The sequence below is a fragment of the Streptomyces sp. NPDC005863 genome (assembly GCF_042871345.1).
Lineage (GTDB): Bacteria > Actinomycetota > Actinomycetes > Streptomycetales > Streptomycetaceae > Streptomyces.
In genome coordinates, this window is sequence record NZ_JBIAII010000001.1 from 743,829 (window position 1) to 767,207 (window position 23,379).

General features: G+C 71.4%; 25 protein-coding genes and 1 pseudogene. 11 read left to right on the forward strand and 15 right to left on the reverse strand.

Annotated elements, in window-relative coordinates; translation table 11 throughout:
* Positions 1-587 (forward strand): annotated as a pseudogene (locus ACFYO9_RS03105) (hypothetical protein); the annotation flags it as partial.
* Between the two features lie 89 nt (positions 588-676).
* Here ACFYO9_RS03105 and ACFYO9_RS03110 read toward each other — a convergent pair.
* Positions 677-1,405: a hypothetical protein gene (locus tag ACFYO9_RS03110; protein ID WP_358777670.1), complete on the reverse strand. Its 729-nt coding sequence runs from the start codon at positions 1,403-1,405 to the stop codon at positions 677-679.
* Positions 1,406-1,622: 217 nt separating this feature from the next.
* Between ACFYO9_RS03110 and ACFYO9_RS03115 the strand changes: the two genes are divergently transcribed.
* Complete coding sequence (locus tag ACFYO9_RS03115; protein ID WP_358777671.1) at positions 1,623-2,579, forward strand: alpha/beta hydrolase; 957 nt, start codon at positions 1,623-1,625, stop codon at positions 2,577-2,579.
* 48 nt (positions 2,580-2,627) lie between these two features.
* Here the strand turns inward: ACFYO9_RS03115 and ACFYO9_RS03120 are convergent, their stop codons facing one another.
* Positions 2,628-3,587, reverse strand: a complete 960-nt coding sequence (locus ACFYO9_RS03120) for an NYN domain-containing protein (RefSeq protein ID WP_358777672.1) — start codon at positions 3,585-3,587, stop codon at positions 2,628-2,630.
* Between the two features lie 191 nt (positions 3,588-3,778).
* On the opposite strand from ACFYO9_RS03120, the gene ACFYO9_RS03125 reads away from it, so the two are divergent.
* Positions 3,779-3,931, forward strand: coding sequence for a hypothetical protein (locus tag ACFYO9_RS03125; RefSeq protein ID WP_358777673.1), 153 nt, complete (start codon positions 3,779-3,781; stop codon positions 3,929-3,931).
* Positions 3,932-4,035: 104 nt separating this feature from the next.
* Here ACFYO9_RS03125 and ACFYO9_RS03130 read toward each other — a convergent pair whose 3' ends face one another.
* The 3 genes from ACFYO9_RS03130 to ACFYO9_RS03140 form a co-directional block, all read right to left on the reverse strand.
* Positions 4,036-4,641 (reverse strand): MarC family protein, encoded by a 606-nt coding sequence (locus ACFYO9_RS03130; RefSeq protein WP_355803127.1) that lies wholly within the window; start codon positions 4,639-4,641, stop codon positions 4,036-4,038.
* Between the two features lie 186 nt (positions 4,642-4,827).
* The gene (locus ACFYO9_RS03135; protein WP_358777674.1) at positions 4,828-5,703 is read right to left on the reverse strand and encodes a PHP domain-containing protein; all 876 of its coding nucleotides are present in this window, start codon (positions 5,701-5,703) and stop codon (positions 4,828-4,830) included.
* Positions 5,704-5,897: 194 nt separating this feature from the next.
* On the reverse strand, positions 5,898-6,539 hold the full coding sequence (locus ACFYO9_RS03140) for a DUF6758 family protein (RefSeq protein WP_355803131.1): 642 nt from the start codon (positions 6,537-6,539) through the stop codon (positions 5,898-5,900).
* Positions 6,540-6,712: 173 nt separating this feature from the next.
* Between ACFYO9_RS03140 and ACFYO9_RS03145 the strand changes: the two genes are divergently transcribed.
* On the forward strand, positions 6,713-7,966 hold the full coding sequence (locus tag ACFYO9_RS03145; protein WP_358777675.1) for an MFS transporter: 1,254 nt from the start codon (positions 6,713-6,715) through the stop codon (positions 7,964-7,966).
* 32 nt (positions 7,967-7,998) lie between these two features.
* On the opposite strand, the gene ACFYO9_RS03150 is transcribed toward ACFYO9_RS03145, so the two are convergent.
* Positions 7,999-8,592, reverse strand: a complete 594-nt coding sequence (locus ACFYO9_RS03150; protein WP_358777676.1) for a suppressor of fused domain protein — start codon at positions 8,590-8,592, stop codon at positions 7,999-8,001.
* 500 nt (positions 8,593-9,092) lie between these two features.
* Between ACFYO9_RS03150 and ACFYO9_RS03155 the strand changes: the two genes are divergently transcribed.
* Positions 9,093-10,229 (forward strand): magnesium and cobalt transport protein CorA, encoded by a 1,137-nt coding sequence (locus ACFYO9_RS03155; RefSeq protein ID WP_355803137.1) that lies wholly within the window; start codon positions 9,093-9,095, stop codon positions 10,227-10,229.
* Positions 10,230-10,273: 44 nt separating this feature from the next.
* Complete coding sequence (locus ACFYO9_RS03160; protein ID WP_355803139.1) at positions 10,274-10,771, forward strand: hypothetical protein; 498 nt, start codon at positions 10,274-10,276, stop codon at positions 10,769-10,771.
* Positions 10,772-10,877: 106 nt separating this feature from the next.
* Here the strand turns inward: ACFYO9_RS03160 and ACFYO9_RS03165 are convergent, their stop codons facing one another.
* Positions 10,878-11,642: a hypothetical protein gene (locus ACFYO9_RS03165; protein WP_358777677.1), complete on the reverse strand. Its 765-nt coding sequence runs from the start codon at positions 11,640-11,642 to the stop codon at positions 10,878-10,880.
* A gap of 204 nt (positions 11,643-11,846) precedes the next feature.
* Here ACFYO9_RS03165 and ACFYO9_RS03170 point away from each other — a divergent pair, with 204 nt between their 5' ends.
* Genes ACFYO9_RS03170 through ACFYO9_RS03180 form a run of 3 tightly spaced genes read left to right on the forward strand, consistent with a single transcriptional unit; the run spans position 11,847 to position 14,846 of the window.
* Complete coding sequence (locus ACFYO9_RS03170) at positions 11,847-13,121, forward strand: magnesium transporter MgtE N-terminal domain-containing protein (protein WP_358777678.1); 1,275 nt, start codon at positions 11,847-11,849, stop codon at positions 13,119-13,121.
* Positions 13,114-13,668, forward strand: a complete 555-nt coding sequence (locus tag ACFYO9_RS03175) for a DUF1003 domain-containing protein (RefSeq protein WP_355803145.1) — start codon at positions 13,114-13,116, stop codon at positions 13,666-13,668. The genes ACFYO9_RS03170 and ACFYO9_RS03175 overlap by 8 nt, the downstream gene beginning before the upstream one ends.
* 44 nt (positions 13,669-13,712) lie before the next feature.
* Positions 13,713-14,846 carry an Mrp/NBP35 family ATP-binding protein gene (locus ACFYO9_RS03180; RefSeq protein WP_358777679.1) on the forward strand — a complete coding sequence of 378 codons (1,134 nt, stop codon included), beginning with the start codon at positions 13,713-13,715 and terminating at the stop codon, positions 14,844-14,846.
* Between the two features lie 155 nt (positions 14,847-15,001).
* Here the strand turns inward: ACFYO9_RS03180 and ACFYO9_RS03185 are convergent, their stop codons facing one another.
* The 5 genes from ACFYO9_RS03185 to sigE form a co-directional block, all read right to left on the reverse strand.
* Positions 15,002-15,670: a hypothetical protein gene (locus ACFYO9_RS03185; RefSeq protein WP_358710290.1), complete on the reverse strand. Its 669-nt coding sequence runs from the start codon at positions 15,668-15,670 to the stop codon at positions 15,002-15,004.
* Between the two features lie 119 nt (positions 15,671-15,789).
* A complete protein-coding gene (locus ACFYO9_RS03190) occupies positions 15,790-16,251 on the reverse strand; it encodes a sec-independent translocase (RefSeq protein WP_358777680.1) in 462 nt (153 codons plus the stop codon).
* A 254-nt stretch (positions 16,252-16,505) separates the two neighbouring features.
* A complete protein-coding gene (locus ACFYO9_RS03195; RefSeq protein WP_358777681.1) occupies positions 16,506-18,539 on the reverse strand; it encodes a trypsin-like peptidase domain-containing protein in 2,034 nt (677 codons plus the stop codon).
* Positions 18,540-18,671: 132 nt separating this feature from the next.
* Positions 18,672-19,703 (reverse strand): zf-HC2 domain-containing protein, encoded by a 1,032-nt coding sequence (locus tag ACFYO9_RS03200; RefSeq protein WP_358777682.1) that lies wholly within the window; start codon positions 19,701-19,703, stop codon positions 18,672-18,674.
* The gene (gene sigE / locus ACFYO9_RS03205; protein WP_355803157.1) at positions 19,700-20,473 is read right to left on the reverse strand and encodes an RNA polymerase sigma factor SigE; all 774 of its coding nucleotides are present in this window, start codon (positions 20,471-20,473) and stop codon (positions 19,700-19,702) included. The genes ACFYO9_RS03200 and sigE overlap by 4 nt, the downstream gene beginning before the upstream one ends.
* A gap of 154 nt (positions 20,474-20,627) precedes the next feature.
* Here sigE and ACFYO9_RS03210 point away from each other — a divergent pair, with 154 nt between their 5' ends.
* Positions 20,628-21,326, forward strand: a complete 699-nt coding sequence (locus tag ACFYO9_RS03210; protein ID WP_355804158.1) for an O-methyltransferase — start codon at positions 20,628-20,630, stop codon at positions 21,324-21,326.
* 170 nt (positions 21,327-21,496) lie between these two features.
* On the opposite strand, the gene ACFYO9_RS03215 is transcribed toward ACFYO9_RS03210, so the two are convergent.
* A complete protein-coding gene (locus ACFYO9_RS03215) occupies positions 21,497-21,664 on the reverse strand; it encodes a DUF3117 domain-containing protein (RefSeq protein WP_003966491.1) in 168 nt (55 codons plus the stop codon).
* Positions 21,652-21,933, reverse strand: coding sequence for a hypothetical protein (locus ACFYO9_RS03220; protein ID WP_358710287.1), 282 nt, complete (start codon positions 21,931-21,933; stop codon positions 21,652-21,654). Before ACFYO9_RS03220 ends, ACFYO9_RS03215 begins: the two co-directional genes overlap by 13 nt.
* 38 nt (positions 21,934-21,971) lie before the next feature.
* Between ACFYO9_RS03220 and ACFYO9_RS03225 the strand changes: the two genes are divergently transcribed.
* A complete protein-coding gene (locus tag ACFYO9_RS03225) occupies positions 21,972-22,772 on the forward strand; it encodes an enoyl-CoA hydratase-related protein (RefSeq protein ID WP_358777683.1) in 801 nt (266 codons plus the stop codon).
* On the opposite strand, the gene ACFYO9_RS03230 is transcribed toward ACFYO9_RS03225, so the two are convergent.
* The gene (locus ACFYO9_RS03230) at positions 22,769-23,374 is read right to left on the reverse strand and encodes a DNA-3-methyladenine glycosylase I (protein WP_355804161.1); all 606 of its coding nucleotides are present in this window, start codon (positions 23,372-23,374) and stop codon (positions 22,769-22,771) included. The two genes, ACFYO9_RS03225 and ACFYO9_RS03230, sit on opposite strands and share 4 nt — an antisense overlap.
* Positions 23,375-23,379 lie beyond the last annotated feature (5 nt).

Consider the following 23,379-nt stretch of genomic DNA (forward strand, 5'->3'; position numbering starts at 1 on the left):
AGCCCAAGCGCCGCACCCGCAAGGCCACGGCCAAGAAGGTCGAGGCCACCGAGGCACCCGCCCCGGAGGCGGAGACGGAAGCCCCGGCCACCAAGCCGCGCCGCCGCACCCGCAAGGCAGCCGAGACGGTGGCCGAGGCCGCGACCTCCGAGGTCACCGCACCCGACACGGACGCCGACGCCGAGGCCGAAAAGCCCAAGCGCCGCACCCGCAAGGCCACGGCCAAGAAGGTCGAGGCCACCGAGGCACCCGCCCCGGAGGCGGAGACGGAAGCCCCGGCCACCAAGCCCCGCCGCCGCACCCGCAAGGCAGCCGAGACGATCGCCGACGCCGCCACACCGGACGCGGACGCCGATGCCGAAAAGCCCAAGCGCCGCACCCGCAAGACCGCGGCCAAGACGGTGGAGGCCACCGAGACCGTCGAGGCCGAGATCCCGGCCCAGGCGACGGACGAGGCCAAGCCCCGCCGTCGTCCGCGCAAGGCCGCTGCCGCCCCGGCGGACGCGACCGAGGCCGAGGCACCGATCGCGGCCCCGCGCCGCCGCACCCGCAAGAAGGCGGAACCGGCAGAAGCGACGGAGAGCTGACCCCCAGCCCTCCACCCACAAACGTGAAGGCCCGCCCCCACCCGGGGCGGGCCTTCACGCATAACGCCCCGACCGCGCCCCCTACGGACCTACCACGCGACATCCGGAGCATAGTGACGCAAGTAGTCGCGCAACTGCGGTTCGAGCCCTGACAGATCGCCGGCCTCCAGCACGCTCCACAGACGGTTCTCGACCCAGTAGCGATGGGCGAACTCCTCGAACGACGGTGCGCACCAGCGGATCGCGGTCCGCTGTTCCCCCGCTTCATCGAGGTCGGTCTCCGCCTTCATACCGTCCCGCCGGGCCTCGTACTCGTAGTCGTCCTCGTACTCGTACTCGTAGTCGAGGGGGGAGTACACCACGAACGCTTCACCGGAGGGGCGGAGGTAGAGGTACCACATGACGCAGTCCTGCTGGTCGCGCAGGAATCGCACGAGAAAGGAACCGGGCTCGACCGGGCTGGGCAGTGGTCCGGAGAGGTCGCTCCAGCACCCGGTCACCGAGACCTTGTCCAGGGAGCCGTACAAATTCGCGCTGGTCATGAACGTGACGAAGTCCTGCGGGAGAGCAAGACCCCTGGCCGCCAGCTCCCCCGCCACGTCGTCGACCAGCTCGACCTGCGCGGGCTCAAGGCTTCCGCCGCCACCGAGCCACTGAAAAGCTCCGGTGAACCGGCTTGAGTCGAGCGGCGGCAGGCTCTCGTACGGGTAGGTCGCATAGGTGTACCGGCACGCACGATATTCGCCGAGATCGGTGGCGCACCACGCGGCCTCGAAGCCGGCCGAGGACGGTATGGACCCGGATCGTTCATCGGACATCGAAAACCCACCCCATCGCTCGCTGCCGGCGGAGCGATCCCCGCCACCGCACACCCTGGCACCCACCACTGACAACGCCCCCAACGGGCAGGCCCGACCGGCCGGATCCCCGGAACCCGGAACCCGGGGTCCACGGAACCCCACCGAGCCGCCCCGCCGCCTCCGTGCCGCCCCTCCCCCGCGGCGCCCCGCGCCCCTCACCCGTTAGCCTCAGCTCATGAGCAGGCCTCCGACCTTTCTTCCGCCCCCTTGCGCCAGCGCGCGGACCCTCCGTACCTCCCGTGGGGACTTCGCCGTTCTTGATGCGGTGCCGGGGGCGGGCGTCGACCGGAGAGGGATCGTTCTGCTTCTTCCCGGGTTCACCGGGAGCAAGGAGGACTTCATCGCCCTCCTTGAGCCGCTGGCCGGCGCCGGGTATCGCGCCGTGGCCGTGGACGGGCGTGGGCAGTACGAGACCTCGGGGTCCCGCGACGACCAATCCCCTTACGCCCAGGGCGAGTTGGCCCTCGACGTGCTGGCGCAGGCCGCCGCCCTCGACGACTCCGTGCCGCTCCATCTGCTCGGGCACTCCCTCGGCGGCCAGATCGCCCGCGCCGCCGTACTCCTCGACCCGCACCCCTTCGCCACCCTCACGCTCATGTCGTCGGGGCCCGCCGCCGTCGTCCCCGAACAGCAGACCCGCGCCATGATGCTCGCGGACGCCCTCACCACCCTGTCCATGGACGAGGTGTGGCAGGCCATGCAGGCCATGGAGCCACCGCCCCCACAGGACGCCCAGGACGCCCAGGACTCGCAGGACGACGCCCGGGAGTCGCCGGATGACGGCCAGGAGTCGCTGGACTCGCCGCCCGCCCCCGCCCACGCCTCCGCAGCCGCCGCCCACGAAGCCGCCCTCCGCGCCCGCTGGCTGCTGCACAGTCCCGCCCAGCTCATCGCCACCGCCGAACAGCTCTCCACCGAGCCCGACCGCGTCGCCGAGCTCGCCGCCCTGCCGCTGCCCAAGCACGTCCTCTCCGGCGAGCGCGACGACACCTGGCCCCTGCCGCTCCTCGACGACATGGCGGAGCGCCTGCACGCCCACCGCACCGTCATCCACGGCGCCGAGCACTCCCCCAACACCGACCGGCCCGCCGAGACGGCCGCGGCCCTGACCGGCTTCTGGGACCGCCACTGACCTCCCGGTGATGCGTCAGCCGGGCATTCGGAGCCGGGCAGCGATACCTCAGTACTGCGCCTGCAGGTGCTCCCAGAAGCCGTCCCGCAGCGCCCTGCGCAGGTCCGCCTGGCCGCGCAGGGAGTACTGCAGCAGCCCCTCCGCCTCCACCAGCAGGTCCTGGTCCACCGAACCCGGCAGGTAGGGGTGGCCCGGCAGCAGGCCCACCAGTGCCTCGCGGCCCCGCGACGCCAGCCACTTCGCGGCGATCTGCGCGCCGACGAAGCGCACCTCCTCCCGCGTGGGCCGGTGCGCGGCGGCGCCTCCGCCCGGCTCGTACGCCACGACCGCGCGCCGCGTGACGTACGGCTTGCAGAAGTCGAGGTCGAACGTGCGCTGGCTGTCGACCTCCCACAGCAGCGCCTCCGCCTGATTGCGGCCGTCGGGCGCCTCGATGCCCCACAGGTGGACCCGCGCCCCGTACCCCTGCGCCGCCTCGACCGCGGAGACCAGGTCCTCGTCGCCGCCGATCAGCGCCGCGTCGCTGATCGCGCGGTAACGGGCCAGTGACTCCAGGTCGCTGCGGATCAGGGAGTCGACGCCCTTCTGCTGGTTGTTGGCGTTGAGGTTGCCGAGCCTGACCTTGACGTCGGGCAGCTCGGCGATCGACTGCTGCTCGGTCGTGTGGATCCGGCGCCTCGCCCCGTCGTACCAGTAGACGCGCAGCAGCCGGCTGTCCGCGAAGATCGTCCTGGCCTTGTCGATGAGCGCGTCGATGAGGCCCTCCGCGTCCAGGTCGAAGGCCCGCCGGTCCTCGGTCCCGGCGGCGAGCCGGCCCGCCGCCGCGTACAGATACCCGGCATCGACAAAGATCGCGTGCGTGGAAGGTGTCTTCGCCACTTCCGCGAGCACTCGTACAAGGAGGGCGTTGGTGCGCTCCAGCTGCGCGCTGATGTCGGCCGCGCCGGGTGCGGCGGGGCCCGGGTCGACGGCATCGGGGTCGACTGCGCTGAGATCGGCGTCGTTCATCGACACCAGTCTCCCGCCGGTCACACAGCGGACACAACTGCTCTCGCTACCCACAGGTAATTAGGTTCGCGAAAAATTTCCTTAGCGTAGGGAATGTTTGCACGGGACAACTCGTTGTACCCATCAGGAACACAACGGTTCCCACCCAGCAGTTCTCCTTCAGGAGGATGACCAGACGAAGGGAGAAGCCCTTGCGCTTCGAAATCATGCGACTCGACGACGTCGACGGCGCGGCCGTGGACAGTACCGTCGTGGACGCCGCCTCCGTCAACCGGATCGTGCAGCAGGCCGCATCGATCGGCCAGCGCATCTACATCCGCCCGGCCGACTCCTCGGCCTCATAACGCAGACGTCGCAGGGCCCCCGTACGGAATCGGATCGATTCCGTACGGGGGCCCTTCGTGCGTTCGGGGTGCGGGGCCGCGGCGGCGCGGCGGCGCGCGGGGCTTCAAGCGCCCTGGATCACCTGCGTCACGCCGTTGATGATCTGCTGTACCGCGATGGCGGACAGCATCATGCCCGCGAGCCGCGTCACGAGCACCACACCGCCGTCCTTGATGACCCGGATGATCAGCAGCGAGTACCGCATGACCAGCCACAGCACCACGTGCATCGCCACGATCGCCGCCCAGACGGAGATCTGCGTACCGACGCTGTCGGCGTCCTGCACGGCCAGGATGACCGACACGATCGCGCCGGGCCCGGCGAGCAGCGGCATGCCGAGCGGCACCAGGGCGACGTTGACGTCCTTGGTCTGCTTCGGCTCGTCCGTCTTGCCGGTGAGCAGGTCGAGCGCGATGAGGAGCAGCAGCAGTCCGCCCGCGATCATCAGCGCGGGCACGGAGACATGCAGGTAGTCGAGGATCTGGTGGCCCACGAGGCCGAAGACCGAGATCACGCCGAAGGCGACGCACACGGCCTGGAAGGCCATCCGCTGCTGCACCTTGGCGGGCCGGCCCGCGGTCAGGCCGAGGAAGATCGGGGTGATCCCGGGGGGATCCATGATGACGAACAGGGTGAGGAAGAGGGAGCCGAAGACGGCGACGTCGAACACAGTGATGGCCTTGCAGAGAGTCGTACGAAAGTTCCGCGCCGGACGCCACCGGGCACAGGGCACGGCGGCCGCCGCCACGGAACGTGATGGATGCGGTGAGGCCCGCACGGGAGTGCGGGGTGGCTCCGCACATGACGTGCGGTGGAGGAAGGACCCGGCGGCGCGAAGGCGCGCGGGCGCGAGCCGTCAGGCGGCGGAGTGTCCGCCCGCCCCGGGCACCGGGAACGCTCCCGTGGCCCGGCGCGTGATCTCGCCGTAGATCTCGGGGTCGGTGGTGTACTCGCCGAGGACACACGTCTTGCGGCTGCCGTGGTAGTCGCTGGAGCCGGTGACCAGGAGGCCGAGCTCGCCCGCGAGGGCGCGCAGCCGGGTGCGGGTCTCGGGCGTGTGGTCCATGTGGTCGACCTCGATGCCGTCGAGGCCCGCCGCGGCGAGCTCCGCGATCACGGCCTCGGAGACGATCTTGCCGCGCTTGGCGGCACCGGGGTGCGCGAAGACGGTGACGCCGCCGGCCGCCTTGACCAGGCGGATCGCCTCGAACGGGTCGAGTTCGTGCTTGTCGGCGAACGCGCGGCCACCGTCGGCGAGCCACTCGGGCGTGAAGGCGTCGGAGACGGTGGGCACGACGCCGAGTTCGACGAGGGCCTCCGCGATGTGCGGGCGGCCGACCGAGCCGTCGCCCGCGATCCGCGCGACCTGCTCCCAGGTCACGTCCACGCCGAGCCCCCGGAGCTTGCCGATCATCGCCTTGGCGCGCGGCACCCGGTCGTCGCGGACCAGTTCGCACTCGCGGGCGAGCTCGGGCTCGTCGGGGTCGAAGAGGTAGGCCAGCATGTGCAGGCCCATGCCGTCGAGCTTGAAGGAGAGTTCGGCGCCGGTCACCAGGGTCAGTCCGGTCGACAGCTCGCTCAGGGCCTTCTTCGCCTCGGCGTGTCCCCGGGTGGTGTCGTGGTCGGTGAGCGCGACGACGTCGAGTCCGGCGGCCGCCGCGTTGCGGACCAGCTCGGCCGGGGTGTCCGTACCGTCGGACGCGGTGGAGTGGGTGTGCAGATCGATGCGCACGACGCTGGCTCCAGTGCTCTGACGGGCGGATACGGGGACGCTCAAGGATAACGGGCACGGGGCGCCCCGCGGCCCGCCCGCGGCGAGGCATCGCTCACGCGGGGCCGATCACGAGGCATCGCTCACGCGGGTACGAGGGCGGGGCCCCGCCTCACGAGGAACGGTTCACGCGGGTACGCGGACGGGGCCCCGCCTCACGACATGAGCAGCCGCGGCGACAGCGCCCCGCACGGCAGCAGATCCACCTCCGCGCCCGCGTCCCGCAGATCCGTCAGCACCAGCTCGTCGTACATCAGGAGACCCGACTGCTCGGGCCATGCGATGGCCCACAGCCAGAGCCCGCGCGCCTCGCCCGCGAAGACGGCGCGGTCGTCCGGTGTCCCGGACACGTGCCACATCGGGGTCGGCCGTCCGGCGGCGAGCACCTTGGACTGCGGCGGCTTCTCGACGCTCATGTGCGGGCCGGGGTCGGGGCCGTCGATGCCCGCGTACCGCGCGCCGAGGCCGACGCCCAGCTCCTCGGCGACGAGCACGAGCTCCCCGACACCGCCGAGCGGCGCGGGCCCCGAGCAGGCCACGGCCGTCGCGCGGCCGCCGCTGCGGTCGTCGCCGGCGCAGGCCACACCCGTGAACAGCCAGCCGACCGGCAGGGGCCACGGCATCCACACCGGCACCTGTGCGCGGTGCACCACGACCTGGAGGGCCTCGACGCTGGGCGGGATCACGGGCTGCAGCGGGTGCACGGTGCCGTGCACGTCACACTGCCAGGAGTCGGCAAAGAGACCGGGAGCCCTGACCCGGCCACCACACTTCGGGCAACTGGGTTCGCCCCTCATAGCGCCCAACGGTCCTCCCCGGTCGCCGCCCCGTCAAGGACGATCACCCGTCCGGTGGCCCTGTCACCAGGGAAAACTACGTGTAACTTGCATCATTTAGCCTTGCTAACTTAATATATGTATACATCAACGATCTTCAACGATCCCTGTGGCAGCAGTGAAGGAGCGGCTGTATGAACAGCAGCACAGGGGGCCCCGCCGAAGGGGACCCATTCGACGCCGGGGCGGGCAGCCTCCTGCGGCAGCCGAAGGCCGTGTGGGCCACGGCCGGCGCGTCCGTGGTGGCCTTCATGGGCATCGGACTCGTCGACCCGATCCTGCCCTCCATCGCCAAGGGCCTGGACGCGAGCGCCAGCCAGGTCTCCCTCCTCTTCACCTCGTACTTCCTGATCACCGCGGTCGCCATGCTGGTCACCGGCTTCGTCTCCAGCCGTATCGGCGGCAAGAAGACCCTGCTGCTCGGCCTCGCGCTCGTCGTGGTCTTCGCGGCCCTCTCCGGCACCTCCGGTTCGGTCGGTGAGCTCGTCGGGTTCCGCGCGGGCTGGGGGCTCGGCAACGCGCTCTTCGTCTCGACCGCGCTCGCCGTCATCGTCGGCGCCGCGGCCGGCGGCAGCGCGGCCGCGATCCTGCTGTACGAGTCGGCGCTCGGCCTCGGCATGGCGTGCGGCCCGCTGGTCGGCGCGCTGCTCGGCGACGCCAGCTGGCGCTATCCGTTCTTCGGCACCGCCGCGCTGATGGCGATCGGCTTCCTGTGCATCACGGCGTTCCTCAAGGAGCAGCCGAAGCCCGCGCGCAAGACGTCACTGCTCGACCCGATCAAGGCGCTCGGCCACGGCGGGCTCGCCTCCGCGGCGGCCTCGGCGTTCTTCTACAACTACACGTTCTTCACGGTGCTGGCCTTCACGCCGTTCGTGCTGAACATGTCCCCGTACAAGTCGGGCGCGGTGTTCTTCGCCTGGGGTGTGCTGCTCGCCGTCTTCTCGGTGCTCGTCGCGCCCCGGCTGCAGGCCCGGTTCGGCTCGCTCAAGGTGCTCGGCGGCTCACTCGTGCTGCTCGCCGTCGACGTGCTGGTGCTCGGGTACGGCGACCACACCACCGCCGTCGTCTGCACGATCCTGTCCGGCGCCTTCATCGGCGTGAACAACACCGTCTACACCGAGCTGGCCCTCGGCGTCTCCGACGCGCCGCGCCCGGTGGCCAGCGCCGGCTACAACTTCGTGCGCTGGTTCGCGGCCGCCGCAGCGCCGTTCTTCGCGCCGAAGATCGAGGAGTGGAGCGACATCCACATCCCGTTCGTGGTCGCGGCCGTCACGGCGGTGCTCGGCGCGGTCGTGGTCTGGGTGCGCAGGAACTCCCTGACGCACGAGGCCGAGGAGCTGGAGCCGAAGCACGCGGCCGAGGACGGCGTCACGGTCTTCGCCAACTGACCTGTCGGCGGCCGGACTTCAGCGGCCGGACGTCAGTCGAGGGCCACGGACTTGCGCAGCGGATCGCGCAGGTCCGTGCCGCTGTTCAGCCACCGCTCCTGCAGCGCCGCCGCGCCGTGCACCCGCTTCCACGCCGCCTCGTTCGGCGTCATGGGGAGCAGCGGCAGGAACCGTACGGGCTCCATGGGCGCGTCGAGTTCGAGGTCCTCGACCAGACCGCCGGGCTCCGCCACCAGCACCGAGGTGAACGGCGCTCCGGGCCACAGCGGTTCGCCCACGTCCAGCGAGGCGCCGGGTGCCACGACCAGGCCCTCGACCTGGGGCGACGCGGCCAGTACGGCGAGCGGCCGCAGCGCCTTGTCGGTGTCGGCGAGCCCCCCTCGTACCGAGAGCACCAGTTCGGCGCGCGGGCCCTTCACCGGGTCGGCAAGGGCGGCGGTCGGGTCGGCCATCGGCTGGGCGGACATGCCGAGCGTGGCGTAGCGCACGAGGTTGCCGTCGTTCCCGGCCGTGAACCGCAGCACTTCGATCCGGTCGGTGCCGAGGAAGGTCACCGCGGCGCGCGCGTCGGGTTCTCCCAGGCCGGTACGGAGACGGGCCTCGACCAGCGCAAGAACATCAGACATGCCGCGAGCATAGAACTCGTCAGCTGCGGGCAAAGCGGGGGCTTGACACTTCAGTCGGCTGATAGTGTTGGCCGCTGGCTCAGGGCAGCACGCAGAAGCGTCGCTTTCAAGCCCTGCAGACAGACACTGACTTCGCGCCACTGGCGTGAGGGGCGCATGGGACTTCCCTTACGGGGGACCGGCCGGAGGAGGTGGGGCTGCAATGGACCGAAGTCGACCGTGCAGTACCACCCGCTCTTCCGCCCGGTGATGCACGCAGCCCTGTAGCTGCGCACGTACCCCCACGCACCGCGCGCACTCTTCGTGCCGTGTGCGGCGGAAGAGCACTTCGTTCCCACCTGATCTGTCTGAGTTTCCTGATCTGTGTCAGTAGCGAAGCTGCCACCGCGACGGTGCGGTGCTCCCCGCTTTGTGGACGTGCCAAACATCCCGCACCCAGGACGTCCCCATTCCGGGCAGTTCCAACCGTCGCAGGCGGCCTCCTTCGAAGGAGCCTGCCCATGTCGATGATCCGCGACCTTCGTGCCGCCGTCCGTCCCTCGCTGCGCAAGGACGGCACCTCCTACCCTTCCTCCCCCGCGTCGTACGACACCTACGACGCCACCCGTGACGCCGCGTCCGCCGTGGTCGACTGCGCCGTCTACCGCGACGGCAGCCGGCTGGCCTGCGCCGACGCCCTCACCCCGCACGAGGCGATGCTGGAGGTGCGCCGCCGGGGCGGCTTCGCCTGGATCGGCCTGCACGAGCCGACGGAGGCCGAATTCGCCGGTATCGCCGCCGAGTTCGGGCTGCACCCGCTCGCCGTCGAGGACGCCGTCCACGCCCACCAGCGCCCCAAGCTGGAGCGCTACGACGACACGCTGTTCACCGTCTTCAAGACGATCCACTACGTCGAGCACACCGAACTCACCGCCACCAGCGAGGTCGTGGAGACCGGCGAGGTGATGTGCTTCACCGGTCCCGACTTCTTCATCACCGTGCGGCACGGCGGCCACGGTTCGCTGCGCGCCCTGCGCCGCCGCCTCCAGGAGGACCCCGAGCTGCTCGCCAAGGGCCCCTCGGCGGTGCTGCACACCATCGCCGACCACGTCGTCGACGGCTACATCGCGGTCGCCGACGCCATGCAGGACGACATCGACGACGTGGAGAGCGAGGTCTTCTCCGCGCCGAGCAAGGGCAAGGGCACCTCGCGCGGCGTCGACGCCGGACGGATCTACCAGCTCAAGCGCGAGGTCCTGGAGTTCAAGCGGGCCGTGTCGCCGCTGCTCCGTCCCATGCTGTTGCTCAGCGAGCGGCCGATGCGGCTCGTCGACCCCGACATCCAGAAGTACTTCCGTGACGTCGCCGACCACCTCACGCGCGTCCAGGAGCAGGTCATCGGCTTCGACGAACTGCTCAACTCGATCCTCCAGGCCAACCTCGCGCAGGCCGCCGTCGCGCAGAACGAGGACATGCGCAAGATCACCTCGTGGGCGGCGATCATCGCCGTGCCGACGGCCGTCTGCGGCGTCTACGGCATGAACTTCGACCACATGCCCGAACTGCACTGGCGGTACGGGTACGGGATGGTGCTCGCCCTCATCGGCGGCGTCTGCCTCGCGATCCACCGCACCCTGAAGCGCAACGGCTGGCTGTGACGGTCCCGGCGGGCCGCGGGGCTCCACTCGATAGGCTGCCGCCCATGACTGCTGACCCGCTGCTCGATCGCGCCCTCGTCGAGGAGGCCACGAAGAAGTCCGGCCTCATCTGGGTCCAGGGCGAGAACTCGCCCGCGCGGGCGCTGTGGCACGTCTGGCACGAGGGCGCCGTGTACGTCGTCGGGGACGGCCCCGGCGAGCAGCCGCTGCCCGGCCTCGTGGACGGGGGCTCCGCCGAGGTGACCGTCCGCAGCAAGGACAAGGGCGGGCGGCTCGTCGCCTGGACGGCGCGGGTGGATGAGATGGCGCCGGGGTCGCAGGAGTGGGAGGCGGGTGTCGCCGAGCTGAAGCCGAAGCGGTTGAATGCGGTGAACCTGCGGTGGGCTGAGCAGTGCCGGGTGGTCCGGCTCACGCCGTGTGAGGTGATGCCGGAGTTGCCCGGCGGGTCTCTCGCGGCTGCGCCGCTGCCTACGGGGGCGACCACGCGTGAGCCGTTGCCCGGGGGGCTTCCTCGGCTGCTCTTCCGGCGCAAGCGCCGCTGAGGTTGGGGGCGGGTCTCGTCTGCGGGTGCGTCGTGGCTGGTCGCGCAGTTCCCCGCGCCCCTGAGGCTGCCCCTTCGGGGCTCGCCTCATGCGGTCTCGGCCCCGGTCAGGATGTCGGCAGCTGCTTTCCGTAGTCGACCATCTCGTTCTTGCCCGGCTCCTGCAGGGGGAAGTCTCGGTTCCAGTCCGTGAGCTTCAGCGTGCCCGCGTGGCCGCCGCGCTCCAGGCGGAGCGGGTAGGGCTTGCCCTCCAGGGAGACGGCCAGGGTGCCGCCCGCACCCTCGTCGCCGGTGATCTTGATGGAGCTCACGGAGCCCGTCTCGCCGCGGTCACCCTTGGCGAGCTCGCCGTGCAGCGTCAGCATGCCGGCCAGGAGCTTGTCCTTGTCCGTGAAGCCGCTCAGCTGCTGGTAGGCGGGGTCGCCCTGGGGGACCTTCACGTACTTGTCGTCGAGCTTGGCCGCCGCCGTCCCGTCCGCCGACGCGCCGTCGCCCTTGCCGCCGTCGTGCGTCCAGAACTCCGATCCTGCCTTGAGCCAGAGCTCCTCGCCGACCCGCAGCAGCTGGAAGGTCTGCCCCTTGGAGGTGACCGAACCCGTGCCGCCCTCGCCCTTGAGGCGCATGTCGAGGGTGTACGTGTGGTTCTTGCTCACCACCGTGCCGGAGAGCCGTACCGCCGACGCCGCGTCGGCCGCCGAGTCCGCCTTGGCCTGGATCTTCGCCGGGGAGAGCTTGCCCACGCCGTTCGTCCCCGCATCCGGGTCCTCGCCACTGCAGGCCGTCAGACTCGTGGCCGCCGCGACCAGGCCCGCGCACATCGCGCTCACGAACGCCGCTCTGCGGGCGCGGCTGGCCAGGGGAAGTGCGGTCACAGGTGGCGCTGCCTCTCGTGCGGACGACCTCTACGGCTTCGGCAGTACGGCAGCGTACCCGGATCGGGCGGGCCGATCGGAGGCAGTCCGTCCGGACCCTCCGCCGACGCGTATCCGACCGGGACGGGCTAGCCTGAAGCCCGTATTGACCCGTAATGACGGACCAAACGGCATGAACCCCCCGGCCGGAAGGAGGCGTGACGCATGGCGGCAGGCGCCCCCAGGGTCTTCGTCTCGCATCTCTCCGGCACCGCCGTCTTCGACCCGAACGGCGACCAGGTCGGCCGGGTGCGCGACCTGGTGGCGATGGTCCGGGTCGGCAGGCGGCCGCCCCGGCTGCTCGGCCTCGTCGTCGAGCTCTCCACCCGGCGCCGGATCTTCCTGCCGATGACCCGGGTCACCGGCATCGAGTCGGGCCAGGTCATCACCACCGGCGTGCTCAACGTACGGCGCTTCGAGCAGCGCCCCACCGAGCGGCTCGTGCTCGGCGAGATGCTGGACCGGCGGGTGCACCTGGTCGAGTCCGGCGAGGAGGTCACCGTCCTGGACGTCTCCGTCCAGCAGCTCCCCGCCCGCCGCGACTGGGAGATCGACCGGGTCTTCGTGCGCAAGGGCAAGAGCGGCACCTTCCGGCGCAAGGGCGAGACCCTGACCGTCGACTGGGCCGCCGTCGACGGTTTCTCCCTGGAGGAGCACGGCCAGGGCGCCGAGAGCCTGCTCGCCACCTTCGAGCAGCTGCGCCCCGCCGACCTCGCCAACGTCCTGCACCACCTCTCCCCCAAGCGGCGCACCGAGGTGGCCGCCGCCCTCGACGACGACCGGCTCGCCGACGTCCTGGAGGAGCTGCCCGAGGACGACCAGATCGAGATCCTCGGCAAGCTCAAGGAGGAGCGCGCCGCCGACGTCCTGGAGGCCATGGACCCCGACGACGCCGCCGACCTCCTCGCCGAGCTGCCCGAGGAGGACAAGGAGCGCCTGCTGGCGCTGATGAAGCCGGACGACGCGGCCGACGTGCGGCGTCTGATGGCGTACGAGGAGCGCACGGCCGGCGGTCTGATGACGACCGAGCCGATCGTGCTGCGCCCGGACGCGACCGTCGCCGACGCCCTCGCGCGCGTGCGCATGGAGGACCTCTCCCCCGCGCTCGCCGCGCAGGTGTACGTGTGCCGGCCGCCGGACGAGACACCGACCGGCAAGTACCTGGGCACCGTGCACTTCCAGCGGCTGCTGCGCGACCCCCCGTACACCCTGGTCGGCTCGATCCTCGACGACGACCTGCAGCCGCTCGCGCCGGACGCGACACTGCCCGCCGTCGCCGGGTTCTTCGCCACGTACGACATGGTGGCGGCGCCGGTCGTCGACGAGGGCGGCGCGCTGCTCGGGGCGGTCACCGTCGACGACGTACTGGACCACATGCTGCCCGACGACTGGCGCGAGACGGAGTTCCATCTGGAGGAGGAGGGAGCGGGCCATGGCTGACCGTGAGCGCGACAACCGCGCCGAGCCCCGCAGCCCGCGCTTCCGCCTCGACCAGCCGAGGACCCCGCGCCCCAAGCTGCTGCCCGAGTACGACCCGGAGGCGTTCGGACGGCTCTCGGAGCGCATCGCGCGGTTCCTCGGCACCGGCCGGTTCATCGTCTGGATGACGGTCGTCATCATCATGTGGGTGGTGTGGAACATCGCGGCGCCCGACCACCTGCGCTTCGACCAGTACCCGTTCATCTTCCTCACCCTGATGCTGTCGCTGCAGGCGTCGTACGCCGCTCCGCTGATCCTCCTCGCGCAGAACCGCCAGGACGACCGCGACCGCGTCAACCTCGAACAGGACCGCAAGCAGAACGAGCGGTCGATCGCGGACACCGAGTACCTCACCCGCGAGATCGCCTCGCTGCGCATGGGCCTCGGCGAGGTGGCGACCCGCGACTGGATCCGCTCCGAGCTCCAGGACCTGGTCAAGGAGTTGGAGGAGCAGCGCGCGGTATTCCCGCGGGAGGGCTCGCGCGGGAGTGATGTAGGCGACCGCTGACAACCCTTTCCGTGCCGGGGTTACCGCGCCGTACTATCGGTCGTATGGCTACGGAAGACGCGGTGCGTGCAGCACTGGCGACGGTGAACGACCCCGAGATCCAGCGACCCATCACCGAGTTGGGGATGGTCAAATCGGTGGATATCGCCGCTGATGGGGCGGTAGCGGTCACCGTGTACCTGACGGTCTCCGGCTGCCCGATGCGCGAGACCATCACCAAGAACGTGACGGACGCGGTCGCCGCGGTCGAGGGCGTCACGCGCGTCGACGTCACCCTCGACGTGATGAGCGACGAGCAGCGCAAGGAGCTGGCGTCGGCGCTGCGCGGCGGCACCGCCGAGCGCGAGGTGCCCTTCGCCAAGCCCGGCTCACTCACCCGTGTCTACGCGGTGGCGTCCGGCAAGGGCGGCGTCGGCAAGTCCTCGGTGACGGTGAACCTCGCGGCCGCGATGGCCGCCGACGGCCTCAAGGTCGGCGTCGTCGACGCCGACATCTACGGTCACTCCGTGCCGCGCATGCTGGGCGCCGACGGCAAGCCCACCCAGGTCGAGAACATGATCATGCCGCCGTCGGCGAACGGCGTGAAGGTCATCTCGATCGGCATGTTCACCCCCGGCAACGCCCCGGTGGTCTGGCGCGGGCCGATGCTGCACCGCGCGCTCCAGCAGTTCCTCGCGGACGTCTTCTGGGGCGACCTGGACGTCCTCCTGCTCGACCTGCCGCCGGGCACGGGTGACATCGCGATCTCCGTCGCCCAGCTCGTCCCGAACGCCGAGATCCTGGTCGTGACGACGCCTCAGCAGGCGGCCGCCGAGGTCGCCGAGCGGGCCGGCTCCATCGCGGTGCAGACCCACCAGAAGATCGTCGGCGTCGTCGAGAACATGTCGGGCCTGCCCTGCCCGCACTGCGACGAGATGGTCGACGTGTTCGGCACGGGCGGCGGCCAGAAGGTCGCCGAGGGGCTCACCAGGACGACGGGCGCGACGGTGCCGGTCCTCGGCTCCATCCCGATCGACGTCCGGCTGCGCGAGGGCGGCGACGAGGGCAAGCCGGTCGTCCTGAGCGACCCGGAGTCCCCGGCGGGCTCTGCGCTGCGCACGATCGCGGGCAAGCTGGGCGGCCGCCAGCGGGGCCTGTCCGGCATGACCCTGGGCCTGACCCCCCGCAACAAGTTCTGACCCCCGCCCCGATGGGGCAGCGCCCCATAGGGGGCGCGGGGAACTGCGCGACCAGCCACAACGGGACCCGCAGACGAAAACGACACGGGGCCGAGCTGGACGAAGGGTGGGGGCACCGTCACACCGACGGCGCCCCATCCGTCCGGCCCGCCGCCCTAGGCGTACGCGCCGATGTCCTTGATCACCGAGAAGCCCAGGCCGTACGCGCTCATGCCGCGCCCGTACGCGCCCAGGTGCACGCCCTCCTTCGTGGAGCCGGCGAGGACCCAGCCGTACTCGGACTCGCGGTAGTGGAACGGGGTCGGTTCCCCGTCCACCGGCAGCGACAGCGAGGACCAGTCGGAGCCCTCCAGGTCGTCGGCGAGGACCCAGGCCGTCTCCGTCTGCTGGTCGAGCCAGTCGTCGCGCAGGGTGTGGTCCATCTGGCCGGGCCAGGTGAGGGACAGCAGGCCGACCCCGGCGAGCCAGGCCGCGGAGGAGACCGAGGTGGCCTCCAGCAGGCCCGTGCCGTCGGCGCTGCGCCGTACGGGGTTGGCGGCCACAGTCACCACGACCGCGAAGCGCTCCTTGTCGCTGTTGCCGAGGCTGCCCTCGGCGCGGACGGACGGCTCGTCACCGTGTCCGATCGAACCGTGCTCCACGGCACCGTCCGACGTCGCGCCGACCTGCATCAGCCAGCGCTGCCCCGTGAAGGCCTCGTCCAGGCCGTACCAGGGGAAGGGCGCCAGCAGGTAGCCGTCGACCGTGCGTCGGGCGGAGGGCACCGCTTGTGCGGTGCCGTCCCCGGTCGACGCCTTCGCGCCCACCGCACTTGTCGTCTCCATGTACCCGGCCGCCTCCTCGCTCTCGAGTGTCCGGAGCGGCCCGCCCCCCTCGGGCGTCCTCACGCCGGACAACAAGGCAGGATAGCCACACCTGTTGGCGGCGGCGGTTCAGGCGGGCCTCAGGTGGCGTCCGCGTCGAAGGGCGGAGGGTCTCCCGCGGCCGGCTTCGCGGGCTCGGTCGTCCTCTTCCGCATGTCGATCCGGGCTCCGCCGGACGGGGCGGCCGAGGCGCCGGAACCGGTGTCGGACGAGTCGCTCTCGCGGCCGTGCACGGCGTCCGTGACCTCGTTCATCTCCTTCTTGAGGTCGAAGCCGTTGCGGATCTCCTTGAGCCCGAGTTCGTCGTTGTCGAGCTGCTTGCGGATGAACTTCTTGGGGTTCAGGTCCTCGAACTCGAAGTCCTTGAACTCCGGGCCCAGCTCGTCGCGGATGTCCGCCTTCGCGCTGTCGGAGAACTCGCGGATCTTGCGGATCGTGCGGGAGATGTCCTGGATGACCTTCGGCAGCTTGTCCGGACCGAAGATGAGCACGGCGAGGACGACCAGCGCCACTATCTCGAGTGCGCCAATGTCATTGAACACCTTGAGCTCCTTGCGATGTCCTCAGCCCGCAGCAGGTCGTCCGTGCGTCGTCGTCTGGGCGTCGTCGTCTGGGCGTGTCGTCCGTACGTGTCGTGCGTGCGTCCGTACCTGTCCGGAAAGTGGTGCCCAGCAGGTTTTGCGTGGTCCGGACCGGGACCACGGTACCCGCCGCCCGTGTCCGTCCGGTAGCCGCTGCACGACAACGCGGAGCAGACCTGGCCAGTCCTTTACCCGAACCGCTCTGTTCCGACCGCTCAGTTCCCGTCGGCCGAACCGAGCACCAGGGTCACCTCGCGGTCGTCGCCGCCCCGCTCGACGGTGAGCCGGAGCCGGTCCTTCGGGCGGTGCGCGCGGACCTTGACGATGAGTTCGTCACTGGAGTGCACGGCGTGCCCGTCGACCTCGGTGATCACATCACCCGGCTTGAGGCCCGCCCGGTCGCCGGGGCCGTTCCTGTTGACCGAAGGTCCGCTGCTCTTGCCCTTGTCCGCGATGCGGGCGCCGTCCCCGGTGAACTCGGTGTCGAGCGTGACGCCGATCACGGGGTGCGTCGCCCGGCCGAAGTTGATCAGCTCTTCGGCGACGCGCTTGCCCTGGTTGATGGGGATGGCGAAGCCGAGGCCGATGGAGCCGGCCTGCCCGCCGGTCGGCGCCGAGCCCTCGTCCGCGGAGCGTATGGCGCTGTTGATGCCGATGACGCGGGCCTTGGAGTCGACGAGGGGCCCGCCGGAGTTGCCCGGGTTGATGGGCGCGTCGGTCTGCAGGGCGTCCACGTACGAGATGTCGCTGCCGTCGCCTTTCTCGCCGCCCGCGGTGATGGGCCGCTCCTTGGCGCTGATGATGCCCGAGGTGACGGTGTTCTCCAGGTCGAAGGGGGCGCCGATGGCCACGACGGGGTCGCCGACCTGGACGTTCTCGGAGTTGCCGAGGGGCAGCGGCTTCAGGCCGTGCACGTTGGACACCTTGACGACCGCGAGGTCGTAGCCGGAGTCGCGGCCGACGACCTTCGCCTCGGCGGTCTCGCCGCCGCTGAAGGTCACCGAGACGTGGCCGCCGGTGCCCGCGGGCTCGACGACGTGGTTGTTGGTGAGGATGTGGCCCTTGCCGTCGAGGACGAACCCGGTGCCGGTGCCCTGCGCGGAGTCGCCGCTGACGTGCAGGGTCACGACGCCGGGCAGGGCAGCGGAGGCGATGCCGGCGACGCTGCCCTTGGGCCGCTCCGCGGACTCGGTGTCCGCCTGCCGCAGCTGGATGTCGTCGCTGCCGTTGCGCTCCAGGTACGAGCCGATGGCGCCGCCGACGAAGCTGGACACGAGCGCGAGCGCGACGGCCCCGCCGACGAGAACCCGCCGCCCCCGCTTACGCCGCGCCTCCGGCGCTTCCGGCGGCAACGACCCGATCTGCTGAAGGGGCGCGTTCCAGGGATCGTAGACGGGCCGAACTTCCGGGCCCGGGTGGCGGGGGTTGGGGTGGGGCTGAGGGTGGGGGGTGGTGTTGTACGGGGGCGCCGGGTGGCCGGCGTCGTAGGCGGGGGGCGCCTGGGCCGCCGGGACGTGGGGCGCGGGGGCGCCGGGAGCGCCCGGTGCGGAGGTGCCGTGGGGCGGGGTGCCGCCGTACGAGGGCGCCGGGTGGCCGGCGTCGTAGGCGGGGGGCGCCTGGGCCGGGACGTGGGGCGCGGGGGCGCCCGGTGCCGGGGTGCCGTGGGGCGGGGTGCCGCCGTACGAGGGTGCCGGGTGGGGGGCGTCGTAGGCGGGGGGTGCCACCGGGATTTGGGGCGCGGGGGCGCCGGGTGTCGGGGTTCCCTGCGGGGGCGTCGGCAGGGAGGTGCCGTGCGCCGGGGTCGCCGCGGGGTGCTGCACGGGGGGCGCGGGCGCCCAGGGGCCCGGTTCGCCGTAGGGAGGGGTGCTGTAGGGGTCGGGGTCGTGCAGGGGGCGGGGGCGGTCCGTGGGGGCCGTGGGTACGGCGTCCTGGACGTCCACGGGGCTTCCCTGGGCCGAGGGCGCCTCCTGGGCCTGCGGGGCTACGGGGACTTGGCCCGTCGCGCCCTGGGCGGCAATCGGAGCGGCCACGCCATCGGCCGACGCCCCGTGCGGGGAGCCGTCGCCCGGTATGAACCCACCGGGCACCGAGTCGCGGGGGTCGACGGGGACGGAGGCCGGAACCGACGTCCCGTCCTGCGCGTCGTCCGGGCCGGCCGGAGAGTCGTCCGAGCCGGAGTGCAACGCTTCCGCCCCCGGCCGGGCCGCCCCACTCCACCAGTGCGCCTTCGTGGGCTTCCCCTCGTCCATGTTCTCCCCACAACTGGCCCGCGGCGGACGCCGTTTGGATGCTCAACCCCGTACCCACCAGAAATCCTCGGCGGGCACGGCCCACCGAGGATTCAACCAGGTCCCCCAGGAAAAGCGCAGGGCACCGTCGCGTCAGCGCATCCGCGACGTACCCCTCAGCGGCCCCCCGCCCTGAGCCGTCGCGGTGGTCCGCACCGGATTCGCCTCTCCCGCCACGACGGACTCGTCCGTCTGTGGCGGCGGCTCCATGCCGGGCGGCAGCGCTCCATGCCGGCCGGGCGGCACCGGGCGTATCAGGGGCGAGATGGTCGCGGCGCCCGCCACCATCGGGGCGGTGAGCTCGTACACGGAACCGCGGGGGCGCAACGGCTGCGTGGGAGGGCCGGGCAGCAGCGGCCCGGTGACCTCGGTGGGCGCGACGGGCGCCGACAGCGCGCCGGGGCGCAGGCCCTGCACCGACAGCGGACTGCCGCCGCCCCGGCGCCGCGCGGGGTCGGGCGTCGTGGCGTTCCCCGAACCCTGGCTGCGCTGCGGGGTCACATTGCTGCCCGAGCCGCCCGCACGGGTGTCGCCCGAGTCGCCGGGGGCGCCGACCGTGACACCGCCGAGGGCGATGGCGGCCAGCGACACCGCGCCCGCCGCGGCGAACGCGAAGCGGCGCCCGCGCCAGAGCGAGCGGTCCGCGTCGTGCCGATGGGCGCCGTCGTGACGGGGCATCTCGTGGATGCGGAAGCCCTGGCGGTCACTGGGCAGGACCGCGGCGTGGGCGCCCGCGGGCACGTACTCCACGAAGGGGTCGGGGCTCCCCCCGAAGATCCCGCCCCGCGGCAGCCCCGCGGAGTCGGTGGACCCGGTGGCGAAACCCTCGCCGCCGGGCGCGCCGGGTCCTCCCGACGGGTCGGAGCCGCCTCCCGGAAGCCCTTGGAGGCGGGCGAGGAAACTCTCGGTGGGCGGCGGCGGGGCCGCCTGCGCGAAGACGTTCTTCAGGCGACGCTGGGCGTCCGCCTCGGTCTTGCACATCGGGCAGGTCGCCAGATGCGCGAGGACGCGCTCGCGCGCGTCATGGCCCAACTCGCCGTCCACAAGGGCGGCGAGCCGGTCCCCCAGATGCTGCTCGGCCTCGGCTAGGTGCCGTTCGGCAGGATTCGACCGTGATCCACTCACGCGGTCGCACCCCCTCCTCCCAGCGCCATGGCTCCGGTCACCGCCAGCGAGCGGCGCTCCGCGCGGGCCTCGGGAGACCGGTGCTGGAGGGCCTTGCGCAGCTGCGAGCGACCCCGGTGGATACGGCTGCGGACCGTACCGAGCTTGACGCCGAGTGTTGCGGCGATCTCTTCGTACGAAAGGCCCTCGATGTCGCAGAGGACCACGGCGGCACGGAACTCGGGCGCGAGGGTGTCGAGCGCCTGCTGGACGTCCGCGTCGAAGTGCGTGTCGTTGAACACCTGCTGGGGCGAGGGCTCGCGGCTCGGCAGCCGCTCCGCGGCGTCGTCCCCGAGCGCGTCGAAACGGATGCGCTGCTTGCGGCGCACCATGTCCAGGAAGAGGTTCGTGGTGATGCGGTGCAGCCAGCCCTCGAACGTGCCGGGGGTGTAGGTCGAGAGCGACCGGAAGACACGGACGAAGACCTCTTGCGTGAGGTCCTCGGCGTCGTGCTGATTGCCGGTCAGGCGGTACGCCAGGCGGTACACGCGGCCGCTGTGCGTGCTGACGATCTCCTCCCAGGTGGGCGGAGTCCACGCCTGCGATTCCGCGTCAGCGGCAAAGGTCGCGGTCTGAGCGGAGTCGTTGGCACGGATGCGGTCAGCGGTGTCGGTCACGGATTTCGGCTCACCCGCCAATCCGAGAAAGCGCCGCAGCACTCCTCCCCGATCCGCGGACGCAGCCGCACCTCCCCTGTCGGCTCTGGTGGTGTCCAGTGGAGCCCCTACCATAACCACCTCGCCCGTTAGCTCCGGATAAGCGTTTTTACGTGAATTTGGTACGGGCTTCGCTGCAGGTGTCCTGCCGCTTCGAGCCGCCCGCTTCCGGTCTTGATCCATCCATCCACCCCCGCTGTTCTCCCACCCCCTATAAACGCCCGGCCTCATCTGCGGGTTCCCGGCCCCAACGGATACAGTCACGGCCAGGCAACCACGGGGACAGGAGAGGGCCATTACCGGCAACCGGCAGACGAGCTGGGCGTTCGCCGACGCCTTTGTCGCCGAGGACGAGGCGCTGCGCTGGGCCCGGGACCGGGCCCGGGAGGCAGGCCTGCCCTCGGTGTCGCCCGGCACCGGCGCCGCGCTGCGCATGCTCGCCGCCACGGCTGACGCGAAAGCGGTGGCCGAAATCGGTACCGGGACCGGGGTGTCGGGCATCCACCTGCTGCACGGCATGCGGCCCGACGGCGTGCTGACCACGGTCGATCCCGAGCCGGAGCGGCAGGCCTTCGCCCGTCAGGCCTTCCGCGCGGCCGGCTTCGCGGGCAACCGCGCGCGGTTCATCCCGGGGCGCGCCCTCGACGTCCTGCCGCGTCTCGCCGACGGCGGCTACGACCTCGTGTTCTGCGACGGCGACCGGCTCGAGTCCCTCGACTACCTCGCTGAATCGTTGCGTCTGCTGCGGCCCGGCGGCCTCGTCTGCTTCGAGGGCGTCTTCGCGGACGGCAGGACGGTGGACTCGGGGCCCCAGCCGGTCGAGGTCCTGCACCTGCGCGATCTGTTGCGCACCGTACGGGAGAGCCCGGATCTGGTTCCGTCGCTGCTTCCGGTCGGCGACGGGCTGCTCTGCGCCGTCAAACGGTAGCGCCGGCCCGCCCGGACGAGCGCGTCCGCCGGGCGCCCTCACACCCCGCTCACGGCCCGTCGTGGCTGGTCAGGCGGTTCTCGCGCCTCTTCAACGCCCGGACACACCACTGCCCCGGCACCGTCGTACGATGCCGGGGCAGTGGAAAAGTATGGGCGCGCGCTTCCGCGTCAGCCGACGACCTTCTTCAGGGCGTCGCCGAGCGCGTCGGCCTCGTCCGGAGTCAGTTCGACGACAAGTCGTCCGCCGCCTTCGAGCGGAACGCGCATGACGATGCCCCGCCCCTCCTTGGTCACCTCGAGCGGGCCGTCGCCCGTCCGCGGCTTCATGGCCGCCATGCTCGTTCCCCTTCCTGAAACCAGCTCATCGCAGCCGACAACCCAGGTGTCACCGGCATCGAACACATTGCTTCCAGGCCATTATCCCGCATGGCAGGACCCGATGACCAACATCGGTCGGCATCGACTGCGCAACGCGCGCCCGCAAAACCACTCAATTCGGCGATGTGACTGCGATACTTCGCCGCCCCATACGCCTCACGGGCCAGAAATTCTTTGACGCAGGTCACATGACCGTCCGCATGCCGGACTCCGATGATCTCCGTCATGCTGAGCTCCTACCTACTGGACCAGCGGAGGGGATCCCATGGCCGACAGCGTGCTCTACGAGGTGAGCGACGGACTCGCGACGATCACGATCAACCGTCCCGAGGCGATGAACGCCATGAACACCGAGGCCAAGGTCGCCCTGCGGGAGGCCGCCCGGTCGGCCGCCGCGGACGAGGCCGTGCGCGCGGTGCTGCTCACCGCCAACGGGCGCGCCTTCTGTGTGGGCCAGGACCTCAAGGAGCACATCGGCTCCCTCACGGCGGACCGCGAGGCCGGCACCGGGGAGACCATGAGCACCGTCAGGGAGCACTACAACCCCATCGTGCGGGCGCTGACGGGCATGCCCAAGCCGGTCGTCGCGGGCGTCAACGGCGCCGCCGCCGGTGCGGGCCTCGGCTTCGCGCTCGCCGCCGACTACCGGGTGGTCGCGGACACCGCCAAGTTCAACACCTCGTTCGCCGGGGTCGCGCTGACCGCCGACTCGGGCGTCTCCTGGACGCTGCCGCGCCTGATCGGCCCCGCGCGCGCCGCCGACCTGCTGCTCTTCCCGCGCAACATCTCCGCACAGGAGGCGTACGAGCTGGGGATCGTCAACAAGATCGTGCCCGCGGCCGACCTCGCCGCCGAGGCCGCACAGGTGGCCCGCGCCCTCGCCGACGGGCCGACCCTCGCGTACGCCGCGCTCAAGGAGTCCCTCGCCTACGCGGCGGGGCACACCCTGGACGAGGCGCTGGACAAGGAGGACGAGCTGCAGGCCAGGGCCGGCGCCTCCGAGGACCACACGATCGCGGTGCGGGCCTTCATCGCCAAGGAGAAGCCGAAGTACCTCGGGCGCTAGGGCCGTTCGTCCGGGCCGGGGGCGGCCTCGCGGGCCACGCAGTCCGCGAGGTGGTCGTCGACCAGGCCGCAGGCCTGCATCAGGGCGTACGCCGTGGTGGGGCCGACGAAGCGGATGCCGCGCTTCTTGAGCGCCTTGGACAGGGCGGTGGACTCGTCGGTGATCGCGGGCACGTCGGCGAGCGTCCGCGGGGCCGCGCGGGTCGCCGGGTCCGGCGCGAACGACCAGATCAGCTCGTCCAGTTCGCCCGCGGACCAGTCGGCCAGCACGCGCGCGTTGGCGAGCGTCGCGTCGATTTTCGCGCGGTTGCGGATGATGCCCGGGTCGGCGAGGAGCCGCGCGCGGTCCTCGTCGGTGAACTCCGCGACCGCCGGGATCTTGAAACCGGCGAACGCGGCGCGGAAACCCTCGCGGCGGCGCAGGATCGTGATCCAGGAGAGGCCGGACTGGAAGGCCTCCAGGCAGAGCCGCTCGTACAGCGCGTCGTCGCCGTGGACCGGGCGGCCCCACTCGTCGTCGTGATACGCCACGTAGTCCTCGGTGGACAGGCCCCAGGGGCAGCGGAGACCGCCGTCCGGGCCCGCGACCGCGCCGCCTTCGATGCTGC

Coding starts and splice junctions, on each gene's coding strand:
- ACFYO9_RS03215 (WP_003966491.1), bottom strand. CDS start 21,664: ATGGCGGCCATGAAGCCGCGGACGGGCGACGGCCCGCTCGAGGTGACC.
- ACFYO9_RS03160 (WP_355803139.1), top strand. CDS start 10,274: ATGACTGCTGACCCGCTGCTCGATCGCGCCCTCGTCGAGGAGGCCACG.
- ACFYO9_RS03145 (WP_358777675.1), top strand. CDS start 6,713: ATGAACAGCAGCACAGGGGGCCCCGCCGAAGGGGACCCATTCGACGCC.
- ACFYO9_RS03170 (WP_358777678.1), top strand. CDS start 11,847: ATGGCGGCAGGCGCCCCCAGGGTCTTCGTCTCGCATCTCTCCGGCACC.
- ACFYO9_RS03115 (WP_358777671.1), top strand. CDS start 1,623: ATGAGCAGGCCTCCGACCTTTCTTCCGCCCCCTTGCGCCAGCGCGCGG.
- ACFYO9_RS03150 (WP_358777676.1), bottom strand. CDS start 8,592: ATGTCTGATGTTCTTGCGCTGGTCGAGGCCCGTCTCCGTACCGGCCTG.
- ACFYO9_RS03185 (WP_358710290.1), bottom strand. CDS start 15,670: ATGGAGACGACAAGTGCGGTGGGCGCGAAGGCGTCGACCGGGGACGGC.
- sigE (WP_355803157.1), bottom strand. CDS start 20,473: ATGGTAGGGGCTCCACTGGACACCACCAGAGCCGACAGGGGAGGTGCG.
- ACFYO9_RS03155 (WP_355803137.1), top strand. CDS start 9,093: ATGTCGATGATCCGCGACCTTCGTGCCGCCGTCCGTCCCTCGCTGCGC.
- ACFYO9_RS03195 (WP_358777681.1), bottom strand. CDS start 18,539: ATGGACGAGGGGAAGCCCACGAAGGCGCACTGGTGGAGTGGGGCGGCC.
- ACFYO9_RS03180 (WP_358777679.1), top strand. CDS start 13,713: ATGGCTACGGAAGACGCGGTGCGTGCAGCACTGGCGACGGTGAACGAC.
- ACFYO9_RS03175 (WP_355803145.1), top strand. CDS start 13,114: ATGGCTGACCGTGAGCGCGACAACCGCGCCGAGCCCCGCAGCCCGCGC.
- ACFYO9_RS03120 (WP_358777672.1), bottom strand. CDS start 3,587: ATGAACGACGCCGATCTCAGCGCAGTCGACCCCGATGCCGTCGACCCG.
- ACFYO9_RS03220 (WP_358710287.1), bottom strand. CDS start 21,933: ATGACGGAGATCATCGGAGTCCGGCATGCGGACGGTCATGTGACCTGC.
- ACFYO9_RS03110 (WP_358777670.1), bottom strand. CDS start 1,405: ATGTCCGATGAACGATCCGGGTCCATACCGTCCTCGGCCGGCTTCGAG.
- ACFYO9_RS03225 (WP_358777683.1), top strand. CDS start 21,972: ATGGCCGACAGCGTGCTCTACGAGGTGAGCGACGGACTCGCGACGATC.
- ACFYO9_RS03140 (WP_355803131.1), bottom strand. CDS start 6,539: ATGAGGGGCGAACCCAGTTGCCCGAAGTGTGGTGGCCGGGTCAGGGCT.